Source organism: Monashia sp. HAY1-11D (assembly GCF_056868035.1).
In genome coordinates, this window is the sequence record NZ_CP200320.1 from 1,786,045 (window position 1) to 1,798,801 (window position 12,757).

Genomic DNA, 12,757 nt, shown 5'->3' on the forward strand with positions numbered 1-12,757 from the left:
ACACGGCGGACGGATGCGCGAGCCCCGCGTCAGTCCGCCGACGGGACGGACACACGCAGCACTCGGGTACCGCGCAGGTCGAGCACGACCTCGTCGCGGATCACGGCGACGCGCAGCACGACCGCCCCGCACCCACGGCAGCGGGCGGTCGAGCCCATGCCGGTCTCGTAGAGGACGAGCTCGGCCACGCGCTGCTCGCGGGTGCACCCGACGCAGAGCACCCAGGCGCTCGTCACGTCGACGCCGAACACCTCACCGAGCCGCCCGGCCAGGGCGTTGCCGTCCAGCACGTCGTCCTCGCCGCGTCGACCCACGGGATCGGTCATGTCAGCCCTCCACCCGGACCGAACCGCTCGGTCCTGATCGTGTGTTCGTCGTGGCCCAGCTGGACGAGCGCGTCCGACACGGCGTCGACGAAGGCCGTCGGTCCGCACACGTACGTCCGCAGACCGGTGCCGACCGGTGCCCAGCGCGCCAGCTCCTCTGGGGTCACCCGCTGGGCGCCGCGCGGATCCGCCTCGGGGGCAGACCGCGTGTGGACGATGCTCACCATGAGCCCGTCGTCGAGCCGCGCGCGTCGCTCGAGCTCATCGGCATAGATGACGTCTGCGGGAGTCCGTACCGAGTACACGAGGTGCATCGGCACCCGGCTGCCGGACTCGTGCCGGGCCCGCACCATGGCCATGAGCGGCACGACGCCCGCGCCACCACCGAGCAACAGCACCGGCCCGCCCGAGCCGGCCCCAGCGGCCTGCGCTCGGTCCGAGCCGGCGGACCCGTCGACGTCGGGGCGCCAGACGAACCAGCCACCGACCGGCCCGCGCACGTCGACGGGGTCCCCCACCGTGAGCTCGCGGCCGAGGAACGGCGACACCTCCCCCTCGGCGAGCACCTGGACCGTGAGCTCGACCTGGGCCCCGTGGTCCGGGGCGGCGAGCGAGTAGGACCGTTGCGCGGTGTAGCCGTCCGGGGCGGTGAGCCGGACGTCGACGTGCTGCCCGGGCAGGTGTCCCCGCCACTCGGGCACACCGAGCACGAGGGTCACGGCATCGGGCGTCTCGTCCTTGCGCGACACGAGGTAGGCGACCTGCCAGTTCACGCGAGCCATTGCGGACGCGCTCCCTCAGTCGCCGGCGTAGCGCTGCTCGCGCCACGGGTCGCCGTACTCGTGGTAGCCGAGCTGCTCCCAGAACCCCCGCTCGTCCTCGAGGAGGAGGTCGATGCCGGTGACCCACTTGGCCGACTTCCAGAAGTACAGGTGTGGCACGAGCAGACGTGCGGGTCCGCCGTGCCACGGCTCCAGGGGCTCTCCCTCGTACTCGTGCACCACCCACGCCTGTCCGTCGAGAAGGTCCTCGAGCGGCAGGTTGGTCGTGTAGCCGCCGTAGGAGCGGACGAGGGCGAAGTCGGCTGCGGTCTCGACGTCCTCGAGCAAGGCGTCCAACGCCACGCCGCGCCACGAGGTGCCGAGCTTCGACCACGTGGTGACGCAGTGGATGTCGACCGTCGGCGTCTCCTGCGGCATCTCCATGAGGTCGCTCCACGACCACTCGTGCCGCTGCCCGGCCTCGGTCGTCACCGTGAAGGACCACTCGGCGAGGTCGACGTGCGGCGTCGGGCCCGCCTGCAGCACCGGGAAGTCATCGGTGAGGTGCTGGCCCGGCGGCAGGTCGACGGCCGGTCGACCGCGCCCACGAAACCCCGGGGTCACGATGCCCACGGTTCCTCCCTTCGACAGGACGACGAGAGGACATCATGGCGCGGACGACGCGGGGCGGGAAGCCCTTGCCCCGCGTCCGACGAGAGGGGCAGCGAGCAGGACGACCACGGCAGCCACGACTCCGAGCGGCAGGTACCTGGCGTCGTTGCTGTGGTTCGTCGCGTAGATCCACGACGCCAGGGGCCGGTCGAGCAGGGCGATGCCCGCGGCGGTCAGCCAGGCCCGACCGGCGGGAAGGGGCCCCAGGGGTAGGCCGATGGCGACGAGCGCCGCCGAGGCGAAGCCCCACACCGCGAACCACGCCACCCAGTAGGTGGCGGCGCCGGAGTCCTGGAGAGAGACGGCGTAGTCGAGCAGCACGAGTACGCCGACCGTCGTGCCGACGAGGACGGCCACGACCGCGGGGTCCGACCACCGGACGCCAGCCCGGACCAAATGCGATCGCAGCGGCGGCGAGCCGAGCGCCACGAGGGCGACCACGGCCATGCACAGGGCGCCGAGGAAGCTCGTCCACCAACCCGGGCCCGGGGCCGACGTGGTGCCGTCCCGGAGCAGGCCTATCGCGCCGAGCACGTGCAGACCCCCGAGGGCCGTGGTGGGCAGGACCAGCGCGAGCCCGACGGCCGGTGACGCACGTCGGGCCAGCAGCCCCACTCCGGCCGCGACGGTCAGCACCAAGTAGCACCCGACCTGGACGACGAAGTCATTCCCAGGGTTGGCGGCGGAGTCGTCCGCGCCCCACGGCAGGAAGAGACCGCCGACGACGACGAGCAGCCCCGACGCGATGGACAGCCACCCGAGCACGGCGCGCACCCGCGCGAGCCGGGCGGCCTCCGCCGAGCCGGCGTCTGCCACGGGCGCCGCCGGTTCTGCGGACGCGGCGACACCCGCGGGGGGCGCCGGCATAGTGGGCGTCGGCGTGGTGGGTGCCCCCGACTCGGTGGGCGCCGGCGTGGTGGGCACCGGCACGAGCCGCCGGGCACCCGACAGCGCGTCGCCCTCCGCCTGAGCCGGCGACGTCGCCCCCGGCGGGGCAGGCGACGGCCGGCCCTCACCGGTGTGGACGCCTTGTCCTACCCCCGCGACGGCGCCGATCGCGTGGGTCCCGGCCACCGTCGCCCCCGCGTCGGCGAGGTCCCCTGCCACCGAGGCGGTGACGGTGACGCGGGTCGACCCGGTCGGCGCGGTCACGACGAGGACCCCGCTGAACGCACGACCGGTGGGCGACAGCGTCACCACGATGCGGTCGCCGTCCACCTCGGCCGACAGGGGCGGGTCCGCCGCGACCTCCACCGAGCGCGCGAGAGGTGGGCCGCCCAGCTGGAGCGTCCGCTCGACGTCGACGGCTGCATCGGCGTCGAGCTCGCCGAAGTCGAGCGACGCCGGCGACACCACGGGCCCGGCCGCCTCGATGGCGGCCAGCGCGTCGTCGGAGACCGCGCGCACGTCACCGGCGGCGACGGCCCGCAGCGCCTCGAGTGCACCGAGGGCGACCCCGAGGTCGGGGTGGCCCAGCCGGTCGCGCAGGTCGAGCACGGCGCCGCGCCGGTACGTGGGGTCGGGGTTGCGCAGCGCGGTGGCGAGCGCGTCGGGCAGCGGCACCGCCTTGACGCGTCGGCGGCGACTGCGCGCCACGTAGATCTCACCCGACATCTCGATGTCGCGACCCGGGGTCTGCTTGGGGTTCGCCTCGCGGACGCGGTCGAAGACGTAGTCGTACAGCTCGTCGAGCGACACGAGCCCGTCCTCGTCGCGGTCCGCGTCGCCGGTCCGCAGGCCGTGCACGACGGCCGACGTGAAGACCGACGGCGGCACCTCGTGCTCCGCGGTCAGCGTCGTGCCCTCGAACGCGTACTCGATGGCGCTCGAGGCGCTGATGACCGCGCGGCCACGGCCGCCGCCGAGACGCCCCGCGGGGAAGGCATCCATGACGTTGACCGGTCCCGCGGCGCGCACGGTGACGCCCTCGCCGAACGCGCCGCCGTAGCAGCAGTCGAGGAACAGCACGATGCTGTGCGCCCGCGAGCCCCGCATGCACCGCTGCACGAAGTCGGCGGGCACCGAGGACGACGCGAGCCGGTCCGGGCGCGTGTTGCGCGCCGCGATGAACAGCTCACCGGAGTCGCTCTTGAGACCGTGCCCGGAGAAGTGAAGCAGAACCAGGTCCTCGGGCCCGCTGTCGGCGAAGAGGTCCTCGATGTGGGCCTGGACCTCGTGCGAGGCCGCGTTCTGCACGACGTCGACCTCGAAGCCGCCGACCTCGGGATCGCCCAGCACCTCGCTGAGCGCCACCGCGTCGGCCGCCGCCGACCGCAGCTGGCCCAAGGCGGCGTGGTCGTAGGTGTCGGTCGCCACGACGAGGGCGCGGCGCCGCCCGGTCACGCCGGGGCCTCCGTGCCCTCGACGTGCCGGAGGAAGAGCTCGAGCAGCCGGTCCTGCTGCTCCTGCGAGGCGTCGCTCAGCTCGAACACGTCCCCGCCGACCTCGATGCGCACCGAGCGGGCGTCGCCGGCGCCGCGGCCGAGCCACCCGCGCAGGGACGCGACGAGCGCCGTGAGGCCCCCCGAGCCGAAGACCGCGACGGCGAGCGCGCTGACGGTCGCGGCATCGATGGCTCGGGAGCCCGGGTCCAGCACCGCCGGTCCCGGGGGCAGGGCCTCCATCTCGTCGAGCCCGGCGAGCTCGGACCGCAGCTGCCGGTGCAGGGTGTCGAGGCGCAGCCCATCGGCTCCCGACTCGGACAACGCCAGAACGATCGTCGCGCCCATGTGGCCACCTCGCAGTGCCGTTTCCAGAACAGTACGCGCGTGGCACCCCCGCGATACAGGTCTTGTCGGACACCGCACCGCCACCGGTCGGGACGGAACGGACACCCCCGCCGGCACTTCCGCTGCGACGGCGAATCCACAGCGGGTTTCTCTGGCGCGCGGGACGCGGTGGTGACATGCTCGGTGGAGCAGCAGTTCACCGGGCAGGTGCCGGCAGGAGCACCGTCGCAGGGGCGGCGAACCGCGTGCACACATGGGACGGACCCGACATCGGGGACGTAATAGAAACTTCAGCCAGCCTCTCGCGCGTACCCCCGGTCCGGGTCTAGACTGGGCGACAGCGAAGGGTTGGGCCCGCACGAACCGCGCCCAGCCCTTCTGCATGTGCTGGCTCGCACTGTCCCCCTGTCGGTGCGAGCCAGCTCAAGCAGAGAAGGACCCGGATGCCATCGGCATCCGGGTCCTTCTCTGTGCTGCCGGGGGCTCAGGCCTGCCCGGTCTCCTCCTTGGACTCCGCGGGGCTGGCCGACCCGCGCGGGGAGGTCTTCGTCGAGGCGCCGTTGATGGCGCCGCCCTCGAGCGCGTCGTCGCTGATGGCGTCGGCACCCGGGCCCTGGTCCGCGTCGCTGACCTGGCCTTCGGCGGCCGACGTGCCGCTCAGCGGGTCCTCCGCACCGGTGGCCGCGGCGTCGGCGACCGCCTCGTCGGAGCGGTCCTTGGCGTCGGCGATCGCGGACTGGCCCTTGGCGGCGAGGCCACCGGCCTTGTCCTTGGCCGCGTCCGCGAGCTCGGCGCCCTTCTCCTTGGCCTTGCTCGCCACCTCGGAGACCGCGCCCTTGGCGTGCTCGACCTGCGTGGCCGCCTTCTCCTTGAACGAGCCGCCGGCGTGAGCGGCGTGCCCGTCGAGGGGCGTCGCCCAGGGGTCGTCGGCCTGCTTCTGCTTTCGGTAGGCGGCGACGGCGGCGACACCGGCCGCCGCGAGGCCGATGGCGATGAGCCACTTGCCCCGACCGCTCTTCTTCTTGACGACGGCCTCACCCTTGAGCACGGCATAGGCGTCCTGGGCGCGGTGGCTGCCGACCGCCGCGGTCTCGCGCGCCTGGGCCGCTGCCTGCTCGAGGTGCGGCTGGGCGGCCTCGCGGGCCTGCTCGGCGCCGGCCGCCAGGGCCGCGGCCGCCGTGGCGATGGCGGCGCCGACCTTCGGCAGCACGGTGTCCACGAGGGTGTCCTGCGCGTGCTCGATCTTGGGGCGCGCTCGGTCGGCGGCGTCGTGCAGGGCCTCACCGGCGACCTCGCGAGCCGTCACGGCGGCCTCGGCGAGCTTCTCACGCGCGGCCTCGGCAGCCTCCTGGACAGCCGGGGTCGCCGCCTCGCGGGCGGCGTCGAGCCGCAGGCGCGCCAGCTGCGCCGCGTGCTCGGCCTGCACGCGAGCGGCCTTGGACGCCTGGGCGGCGGCCACGGCAGCACTCTCCTTGATGGTCTCGAGCTGGTCCCCGGCGGCCGACCCGAGGTCGGCCGCGGCGGCGCGGGACTGGTTGGTGCGGAACATACGTCCTCCTAAAGTCCTCTCGTCCTTACCCATCCTGCCAACATCGGGCACTGGCCGCACGCGCGCCCCGGGCCACCGCCGGGCAGGGGCGTTCGAGGCCGGGCCGCCCGGCTCGTCGGCCCCGGACGGCTCGTCGGTCGCTCGAGTCAGCTCGTCGACCCGCTCGGGCGCGTCGGACCGGCGTCGGTGCCGGCGTCGGTCCCGGCGTCGGTCCCAGCGTCGGGACCCGTCGCCTCGGGTGACACCGGCGGCACGGCGGCGGCCGCGGGGTCCGCGGGGCTCGGCGCGGCCGGCGTCGCAGGGCCGCCGGCGTCCGACGCCGACGGTGCCGACGGTGCCGCCGGGTCGGCGGGGAACGGTCCCGCCTCGGCCACGCCGTCGGCGGCCGCAGCACCGGTGGCGCCGGAGGCGGCCGTGTCGGGCGACGCGGCCTGGGCCACCTTGTCGATGCCCTTCTCGACGCCGGCGCGGACCTTGTCCACCTGGTCGGCGTACTTGCCGTGCGTCTTCTCGTCGATCTTCGCGGTCGCCGCCTCGACGTAGCCGTCGATCTTCTCGCGGTTCTCCGTCGCGAACTCGCCGGCCTTGTGCTGCGCCTGCTTGGCGGCCTGCGCCGCGGCCTCCTGCAGGTGCCGGGCCTTCGTCTCGAGGTCGAGCTCCTCGGCCTTCTTCTTCAGCTTGTCCAGGAACGACATCGCTGCTCCGCCCTTCGTCTCGTCGTGCGGCTGGTGTTCCGACGCGGCACGTGCGGGCCCGTCGCACCGATCCTTTCTCCTCGGCCAACGGTGGGTCCAGCCCACGCGTTCCCCGTCCCGGTCTGGACGTACCCCGCTTCGACAGCGGTCCCACCGCTGCCGCACGGGTGGCGCAACGGCGTGCCGTGCGAGGATTGGGCCCATGAAGGCAACCCTGCACACGAACCACGGCGACATCGTCGTCGACCTCTTCGAGCACCAGGCCCCGAAGACGGTGGCGAACTTCGTCGGCCTCGCCAAGGGCGAGAAGGAGTACAAGGACGAGGCGGGTCGCACGAACCCCACCCCGTTCTACGACGGCCTCATCTTCCACCGCATCATCCCGAACTTCATGATCCAGGGCGGCTGCCCGCTGGGTCAGGGCTTCGGCGGCCCGGGCTTCACGTTCGACGACGAGATCAGCCCCGACAAGGACTTCACCAAGCCCTACGTCCTCGCCATGGCCAACGCCGGCAAGCGCATGGGCAAGGGCACCAACGGCTCGCAGTTCTTCATCACGACGGCCCCGACCACCTGGCTCCAGGGCAAGCACACGATCTTCGGTGAGGTCGCCGACCAGTCCTCGCGCGACGTCGTCGACAAGATCGGCAGCGTCGCCACCGGACCGAACGACAAGCCGCTCGAGGACGTCGTCATCACCTCGGTGACGGTCGAGGACTGAGCGCAGCACCACCCAGCCACCGCACGGACGAGACCGGCAGGGGGAATCCCGTTGTCCGACAACCTGACTGGCCCACCTCCCGAAGCCGGGGTGCCGCAGCCAGCTGCCGGTCCGTCCGTGTGTCCACGCCACCCCGACCGGGAGGCGTACGTCCGCTGCCAACGCTGCGGACGCCCCGCGTGCCCCCAGTGCCAGCGCCCGGCGGCGGTCGGCATCCAGTGCGTCGACTGCGTCCGTGAGGCCTCCCGCACCGTGCCGGGCGCGCGCACCGTCTTCGGCGGGCGCGCCACCGACGGCACGCCCGTCGTCACCTACGCGATCGTCGCGGTCTGTGCGGTCGTCTACCTGCTCCAGCGCGCCGACCCGTCGGTGACCCGCGACTTCGCCTTCGTGCCGGCCCTCGGATGGACCGAGCCGTGGCGGTTCGTCACAGCGGCCTTCCTCCACTCACCGGCGACGATCTTCCACATCCTGCTCAACATGTTCGCGCTGTGGAGCCTGGGCCAGTACCTCGAGCCGCTGCTCGGTCGAGCCCGCTTCGCCGCCCTCTACCTCATCAGCGGCGTCGGCGGCCAGGTCGGCGTCGCGCTCCTCGCCGGGTCACCGACGATCGAGGGGCTCCAGGCCGGTCAGGACCCGGCCTGGATCACCCAGGTCGTCGGCGCCTCGGGCGCGATCTTCGGTCTCTTCGGTGCCCTGCTCGTGCTCAACCGGCACCTCGGTCGCTCGTCCACGGCGATGTACGCGACGATCGCCATCAACGCCGCCTTCGGCTTCATCTACCCCGGCATCGCCTGGCAGGCCCACCTCGGCGGCCTCGTCACGGGGCTCCTCTGCGCGGCCGTCATCGTCGTGTTCCGACGCCAGCGCGTGCGCCACCTCGTGTGGCTCGCCCTCGGCGGCGTCCTCGCTTTCGTCGTCGTCGTCGCCCTGGCCAAGTACCTGTCGCTGCCGGACGTCGTCCGGATGATCGACTCGCGCTCCTTCAGCGACTGACGGCCCGACGCCCGGTCCACCGGTCCACCGGTGCACCGGTCCGTCACCGGGAGGTTCTCCACAGCGCTGCCCCCGGCCACGGCCCGACCTCGGCCTCGACGGTCGGTCAGCGGGCGGGCCGCGTCCTTGCACACAGCATCCACAGGCTGTGGACGGCGTGGTCCACACCGCGCCCACGCACGGCATCCACAGTTGTCCCCATGCCGAGTTGTCCACCGTTGTGGAAAAGCCTGTGGATCTAGTTACACCCCTGTCATTCGTCCCCAGCTGGGGACAACTCTGTGGAAAAGGTGTCCATGCGATGTGGGCGGGTGTGGACGGGGGCGTGGATGGCCCGCGCCCGACCTCGGCACCGGGTGCACGTCGAACGGCCCGCCCCCGAGGAGTCGGGGACGGGCCGTGAGTGGTCCGACGCGGCGTGGCCGCGGTGGCGGGATACGCCGAGGCGTCAGCGCCAGCGCATCGTCATGATGAAGCCGGCCATGAGCAGGACGAAGCCCACGCCGAGGTTCCACACGCCGAGCGACCCCACCGGGTACTTGTACTCGGTCACGTAGTACACGACGATCCACAGCAGTCCGACGACGAGCAGGGTGATGAAGACGGGGGCCCACCACGACGGGTTGGGCTCGGCCGCCTTGCTCTTCTGCGGCGGGGTGTAGGGGGTCGCCTTGTGGTCGCGGCCTCTGGACTCGGGCACTGCTGTCTCCTTGGGTCGTGTGCGGCCCAGCGTAGTCCGTGCGACGACCAGCTGCGGTGACCCCGTGACAGCGCTCGACCGAGCGCGCTCGCCCCGTCGCGGTCAGGCAGAATGTCGGCGTGGTGCGGACCGTCCGCGCCCGTGGAGGACCCAGTCATGACCGACGAGCCGGTGACCGCCCCGCAGCCGCGTCGGCGTCCGCGACCCACGTGGCGCCCGCTCGTCCCCGTCATCACCGCGGTCGCCGGGATCATGTTCTCGATGAGCTTCGTCGCCGCCCAGGGCCAGGACCTGAGGGCCGATCGCGACCTTCCGCAGCTCATCATGGCCGGCGACGCCCGGGTCGCCGAGAAGGCCGCCGAGCTCGACACCCTCCAGAAGGAGGTCGACGCGCTGTCCAAGGCCAGCGCACCCTTCGACCAGCGCCTGTCGAGCCTGAGCGCCAAGGGGGACGACCTCGCGGTGGCGGCTGCCGACACCAAGGTCACCGGTCCCGCCATCGAGGTCACGCTCGACGACGCGCACCGCAGCGCCGACTCGCTGCCCGACGGGTTCACCCCGGACGACATCGTCGTGCACCAGCAGGACGTCCAGGGCGTCGTCAACGCGCTCTGGCGGTCCGGCGCCGAGGCGATGATGATCCAGGACCAGCGGGTCATCTCCACGAGCGCGGTCCGGTGCGTCGGCAACACCCTCATCCTCCAGGGCCGCGTCTACTCGCCGCCCTACCGGATCAAGGCGATCGGTGACGTCCAGGCGCTGCAGCTCGGCCTCGACAACGACCAGACCGTGCAGATCTACCGGCAGTACGTCGACGCCGTCGGTCTCGGCTACGGGGTGCAGACTCACGCCGCCGAGGAGTTCCCGGCATACTCGGGAACGGTCGACCTCCAGTACGCGTCGCCGATCCGCTGAGCACGCTCGGCGCGCGCCCATCGACCCGAGCCACCTCGACCCGAGCCATCTCGACCCGTCCCGCAGCATCCCGTGAGGCCCGCATGACCCGCATCCTCGTCGTCGACAACTACGACAGCTTCGTCTACACGATCGTCGGCTACCTCGAGCAGCTCGGCGCCGAGTGCCACGTCGTGCGCAACGACGCCGTCGAGGCCCGCGAGGCCGCCGACTACGACGGCGTGCTCGTCTCGCCCGGCCCGGGCACGCCCGAAGCGGCCGGCGTCTCGATGGAGCTCATCCGCGAGTGCGCTCGCATCGGCACGCCGATGTTCGGGGTCTGCCTCGGCCACCAGGCGCTCGGCGTCGTCGCCGGCGCCACGGTCGACCGTGCGCCCGAGCTGCTCCACGGCAAGACGTCCCTCGTCCACCACGACGGCACCGGCGTCCTCGAGGGGCTGCCCTCGCCGTTCACGGCGACGCGCTACCACTCCCTGACGATCGACCCGTCGACGCTGCCCGACGAGCTCGTCGCCACCGCGCACACGGACTCCGGGGTGGTCATGGCGGTGCGGCACCGCGACCTGCCGTTGCACGGCGTCCAGTTCCACCCGGAGAGCGTGCTCACCGAGGGCGGGCACCGGATGCTCGCCAACTTCCTCGCCATGTGCGGCGACGGCGACGCGGTCGCCCGCTCGGTGGGACTCAGTCCCCTCGTCACCCCCGCGGTGTGAGAAAGGGGCCCCTCCGGCGATCGGAGGGGCCCCTTTCTCACGTGGCGTCTCAGGGCAGGAGCGGTCCCCCGGTGGTCGTGCCCGCCGTCGTCGGGGGTGTCGTCGGCGGCGGCACCGTGACGGTCGTCGTCGACGGCTGCGGCGTCGGGGTCTTCGCCACCTTGACGGTGATCGTCGAGCCGGCCTTGACGACGTCGCCGCCCTTCTCGACGTCGAGGACCTGGTCGGCCGGCTTGTCGGAGTCGACCGGCTCCTTCTTCGGGTTGAGGCCGGCGTTCTGCAGTGCGATGACCGCCTGCGTCCAGTCCTTGCCGACGAGGTCGTCCGGCACCTGCACGTTGCCGGTCGCGTAGTAGATCGTGATGTCCGAGCCGGCCGCCACCGTCGAGTTGGCCGGCGGGTCGGTCTTGGTCACCTTGTTCTTGTCCTGGTCGGGCGTGTTCTCCTCGACGAACTTGGCGACGATGAACCCCTGCTTCTCCAGCTCGGCCTGGGCGTCGTCCTTCTTCATGCCGGTGACGTCGGGCACCTGCACGCTCTCGGGCCCGGTCGACACGACGAACCGGATCACCGACTGCTCGGCGACCTGCCCACCGGCCTTGGGGTCCTGGCTGATGACCCGGCCCTCAGCCACCGTCGTGCTGGGTGCCGACGACTTCTCGCCGCGGAGGTTGCTCGTCGCGAGGGCCTGGGTGGCCTGGGACTCCTGCAGGTTGACGATCGAGGGCACCGCCACCATCTTGACGTCGGGCTGCTGGTTGCCGAACCAGGTCACCGCGAGCCAGCCGATGAGCCCGAGCAGGAGGAGCGCGAGGACCGTGATGAGCGCCGCCCGGCCCTTGTGCCCCCTGCGCTCCTCGTCCTCGTCGTGCCCGACGGCCGGCAGCCCGGCCGTGTTCTCGTAGCGGGTCCGCTGCGCCACGGGCGCCTGCACGGCGGTCGGGGTGCCCGGCGTGGCGTACGACGCCGGGAGGGTCTGGGTCGCCGCGGCACCGACCGCGGCTCCGGTGCCGAGGGCTGCCGCGCTGATCGGACGCCCCAGCCGGACGTTCTCGAGGTCCGCGCGGAAGGCGTTCGCGTCCTGGTAGCGGGCGTCGCGGTCCTTCTCCAGCGCGTGGAGCGTCACCGCGTCGAGGTCGCCGCCGACGGCGTCGTTCCAGACGCTCGGCGGCTGCGGCAGCTCGCCGACGTGCTGGTAGGCGATGGCGACCGGTGAGTCACCGGTGAACGGCGGGCGCCCGGTCAGCAGCTCGAAGAGCATGCAGCCGGTCGAGTAGAGGTCGGAGCGGGCGTCGACCGTCTGGCCCTGGGCCTGCTCCGGCGAGAGGTACTGCGCGGTGCCGACGACCGACTGCGTCTGGGTCATCGTCGCCGCGGTGTCGGCGACGGCACGCGCGATGCCGAAGTCCATGACCTTGACCGTGCCGGCGTCCGTGATCATGACGTTGGCGGGCTTGATGTCGCGGTGGACGATGCCCATCCGGTGGCTGTAGGCCAGCGCGTCGAGGACACCCTCGGTGACCCGGATGGCCTCGCCCGGGTCGAGCTGGCGGTGCTCGCTCAGCTTCTGGCGCAGGGTCTGGCCGTCGACGTACTCCATGACGATGTAGGGCAGGTGCGTCCGCGTGCCGTTGGGGCCCTCGATGTACGTGTCGTCCTCGCCGGAGTCGAAGATCGCGACGATCGAGGGGTGGTTGAGGCCCGCGGCGGACTGGGCCTCGCGGCGGAAGCGCATGAGGAAGTTCGGGTCCCGGGCGAGGTCCGAGCGCAGCATCTTGATGGCGACGGTGCGCCCGAGGCGGGTGTCGTGCCCGACGTGGACGTCGGCCATCCCACCACGGCCGATGAGCTCGCCGACTTCGTAGCGTCCCCCGAGGACGCGGGGGGTCGTGGTCACGTTGTTCGCCCTCGCTCGGTCGTGTGCTGCGTCATCGAATGATGGGTCATCGTCGTCCGCTCGTCGTGCGCTGTCGTGGGGCC

At 72.5% G+C, this 12,757-nt stretch carries 13 protein-coding genes; 4 read left to right on the plus strand and 9 right to left on the minus strand.

What is annotated here, in order from left to right:
* Window positions 1-29 precede the first annotated feature (29 nt).
* The 7 genes from AC1VM9_RS08185 to AC1VM9_RS08215 form a co-directional block, all read right to left on the minus strand.
* Window positions 30-326, minus strand: coding sequence for a DUF6510 family protein (locus tag AC1VM9_RS08185; protein ID WP_481342285.1), 297 nt, complete (start codon window positions 324-326; stop codon window positions 30-32).
* Complete coding sequence (locus AC1VM9_RS08190) at window positions 323-1,108, minus strand: FAD-binding oxidoreductase (RefSeq protein ID WP_483122278.1); 786 nt, start codon at window positions 1,106-1,108, stop codon at window positions 323-325. The genes AC1VM9_RS08185 and AC1VM9_RS08190 overlap by 4 nt, the downstream gene beginning before the upstream one ends.
* A 15-nt stretch (window positions 1,109-1,123) precedes the next feature.
* A complete protein-coding gene (locus AC1VM9_RS08195; protein ID WP_481342287.1) occupies window positions 1,124-1,720 on the minus strand; it encodes a sulfite oxidase-like oxidoreductase in 597 nt (198 codons plus the stop codon).
* A 33-nt stretch (window positions 1,721-1,753) separates the two neighbouring features.
* The gene (locus AC1VM9_RS08200) at window positions 1,754-4,102 is read right to left on the minus strand and encodes a caspase, EACC1-associated type (RefSeq protein ID WP_481345342.1); all 2,349 of its coding nucleotides are present in this window, start codon (window positions 4,100-4,102) and stop codon (window positions 1,754-1,756) included.
* On the minus strand, window positions 4,099-4,488 hold the full coding sequence (locus AC1VM9_RS08205) for a hypothetical protein (RefSeq protein ID WP_481345343.1): 390 nt from the start codon (window positions 4,486-4,488) through the stop codon (window positions 4,099-4,101). The genes AC1VM9_RS08200 and AC1VM9_RS08205 overlap by 4 nt, the downstream gene beginning before the upstream one ends.
* A gap of 484 nt (window positions 4,489-4,972) precedes the next feature.
* Window positions 4,973-6,037 (minus strand): hypothetical protein, encoded by a 1,065-nt coding sequence (locus AC1VM9_RS08210; protein ID WP_481342290.1) that lies wholly within the window; start codon window positions 6,035-6,037, stop codon window positions 4,973-4,975.
* A gap of 146 nt (window positions 6,038-6,183) precedes the next feature.
* A complete protein-coding gene (locus AC1VM9_RS08215) occupies window positions 6,184-6,732 on the minus strand; it encodes an antitoxin (protein WP_481345344.1) in 549 nt (182 codons plus the stop codon).
* 202 nt (window positions 6,733-6,934) lie between these two features.
* On the opposite strand from AC1VM9_RS08215, the gene AC1VM9_RS08220 reads away from it, so the two are divergent.
* A complete protein-coding gene (locus tag AC1VM9_RS08220; RefSeq protein WP_481342292.1) occupies window positions 6,935-7,453 on the plus strand; it encodes a peptidylprolyl isomerase in 519 nt (172 codons plus the stop codon).
* Window positions 7,454-7,570: 117 nt separating this feature from the next.
* The gene (locus AC1VM9_RS08225; protein ID WP_481345345.1) at window positions 7,571-8,449 is read left to right on the plus strand and encodes a rhomboid family intramembrane serine protease; all 879 of its coding nucleotides are present in this window, start codon (window positions 7,571-7,573) and stop codon (window positions 8,447-8,449) included.
* Between the two features lie 448 nt (window positions 8,450-8,897).
* Here AC1VM9_RS08225 and AC1VM9_RS08230 read toward each other — a convergent pair whose 3' ends face one another.
* Window positions 8,898-9,149 (minus strand): cell division protein CrgA, encoded by a 252-nt coding sequence (locus tag AC1VM9_RS08230; protein WP_481343006.1) that lies wholly within the window; start codon window positions 9,147-9,149, stop codon window positions 8,898-8,900.
* Window positions 9,150-9,305: 156 nt separating this feature from the next.
* On the opposite strand from AC1VM9_RS08230, the gene AC1VM9_RS08235 reads away from it, so the two are divergent.
* Complete coding sequence (locus tag AC1VM9_RS08235) at window positions 9,306-10,064, plus strand: DUF881 domain-containing protein (protein ID WP_481343007.1); 759 nt, start codon at window positions 9,306-9,308, stop codon at window positions 10,062-10,064.
* Window positions 10,065-10,147: 83 nt separating this feature from the next.
* Window positions 10,148-10,777 (plus strand): aminodeoxychorismate/anthranilate synthase component II, encoded by a 630-nt coding sequence (locus AC1VM9_RS08240; RefSeq protein WP_483122280.1) that lies wholly within the window; start codon window positions 10,148-10,150, stop codon window positions 10,775-10,777.
* A gap of 49 nt (window positions 10,778-10,826) precedes the next feature.
* On the opposite strand, the gene pknB is transcribed toward AC1VM9_RS08240, so the two are convergent.
* The gene (gene pknB / locus AC1VM9_RS08245) at window positions 10,827-12,674 is read right to left on the minus strand and encodes a Stk1 family PASTA domain-containing Ser/Thr kinase (protein WP_483122282.1); all 1,848 of its coding nucleotides are present in this window, start codon (window positions 12,672-12,674) and stop codon (window positions 10,827-10,829) included.
* Window positions 12,675-12,757 lie beyond the last annotated feature (83 nt).

What these genes read in the sequence shown, in the direction of transcription:
- AC1VM9_RS08190 (WP_483122278.1), bottom strand. Translation starts at nt 1,108, where the DNA reads ATGGCTCGCGTGAACTGGCAGGTCGCCTACCTCGTGTCGCGCAAGGAC.
- AC1VM9_RS08235 (WP_481343007.1), top strand. Translation starts at nt 9,306, where the DNA reads ATGACCGACGAGCCGGTGACCGCCCCGCAGCCGCGTCGGCGTCCGCGA.
- AC1VM9_RS08215 (WP_481345344.1), bottom strand. Translation starts at nt 6,732, where the DNA reads ATGTCGTTCCTGGACAAGCTGAAGAAGAAGGCCGAGGAGCTCGACCTC.
- AC1VM9_RS08240 (WP_483122280.1), top strand. Translation starts at nt 10,148, where the DNA reads ATGACCCGCATCCTCGTCGTCGACAACTACGACAGCTTCGTCTACACG.
- AC1VM9_RS08210 (WP_481342290.1), bottom strand. Translation starts at nt 6,037, where the DNA reads ATGTTCCGCACCAACCAGTCCCGCGCCGCCGCGGCCGACCTCGGGTCG.
- AC1VM9_RS08185 (WP_481342285.1), bottom strand. Translation starts at nt 326, where the DNA reads ATGACCGATCCCGTGGGTCGACGCGGCGAGGACGACGTGCTGGACGGC.
- AC1VM9_RS08220 (WP_481342292.1), top strand. Translation starts at nt 6,935, where the DNA reads ATGAAGGCAACCCTGCACACGAACCACGGCGACATCGTCGTCGACCTC.
- AC1VM9_RS08205 (WP_481345343.1), bottom strand. Translation starts at nt 4,488, where the DNA reads ATGGGCGCGACGATCGTTCTGGCGTTGTCCGAGTCGGGAGCCGATGGG.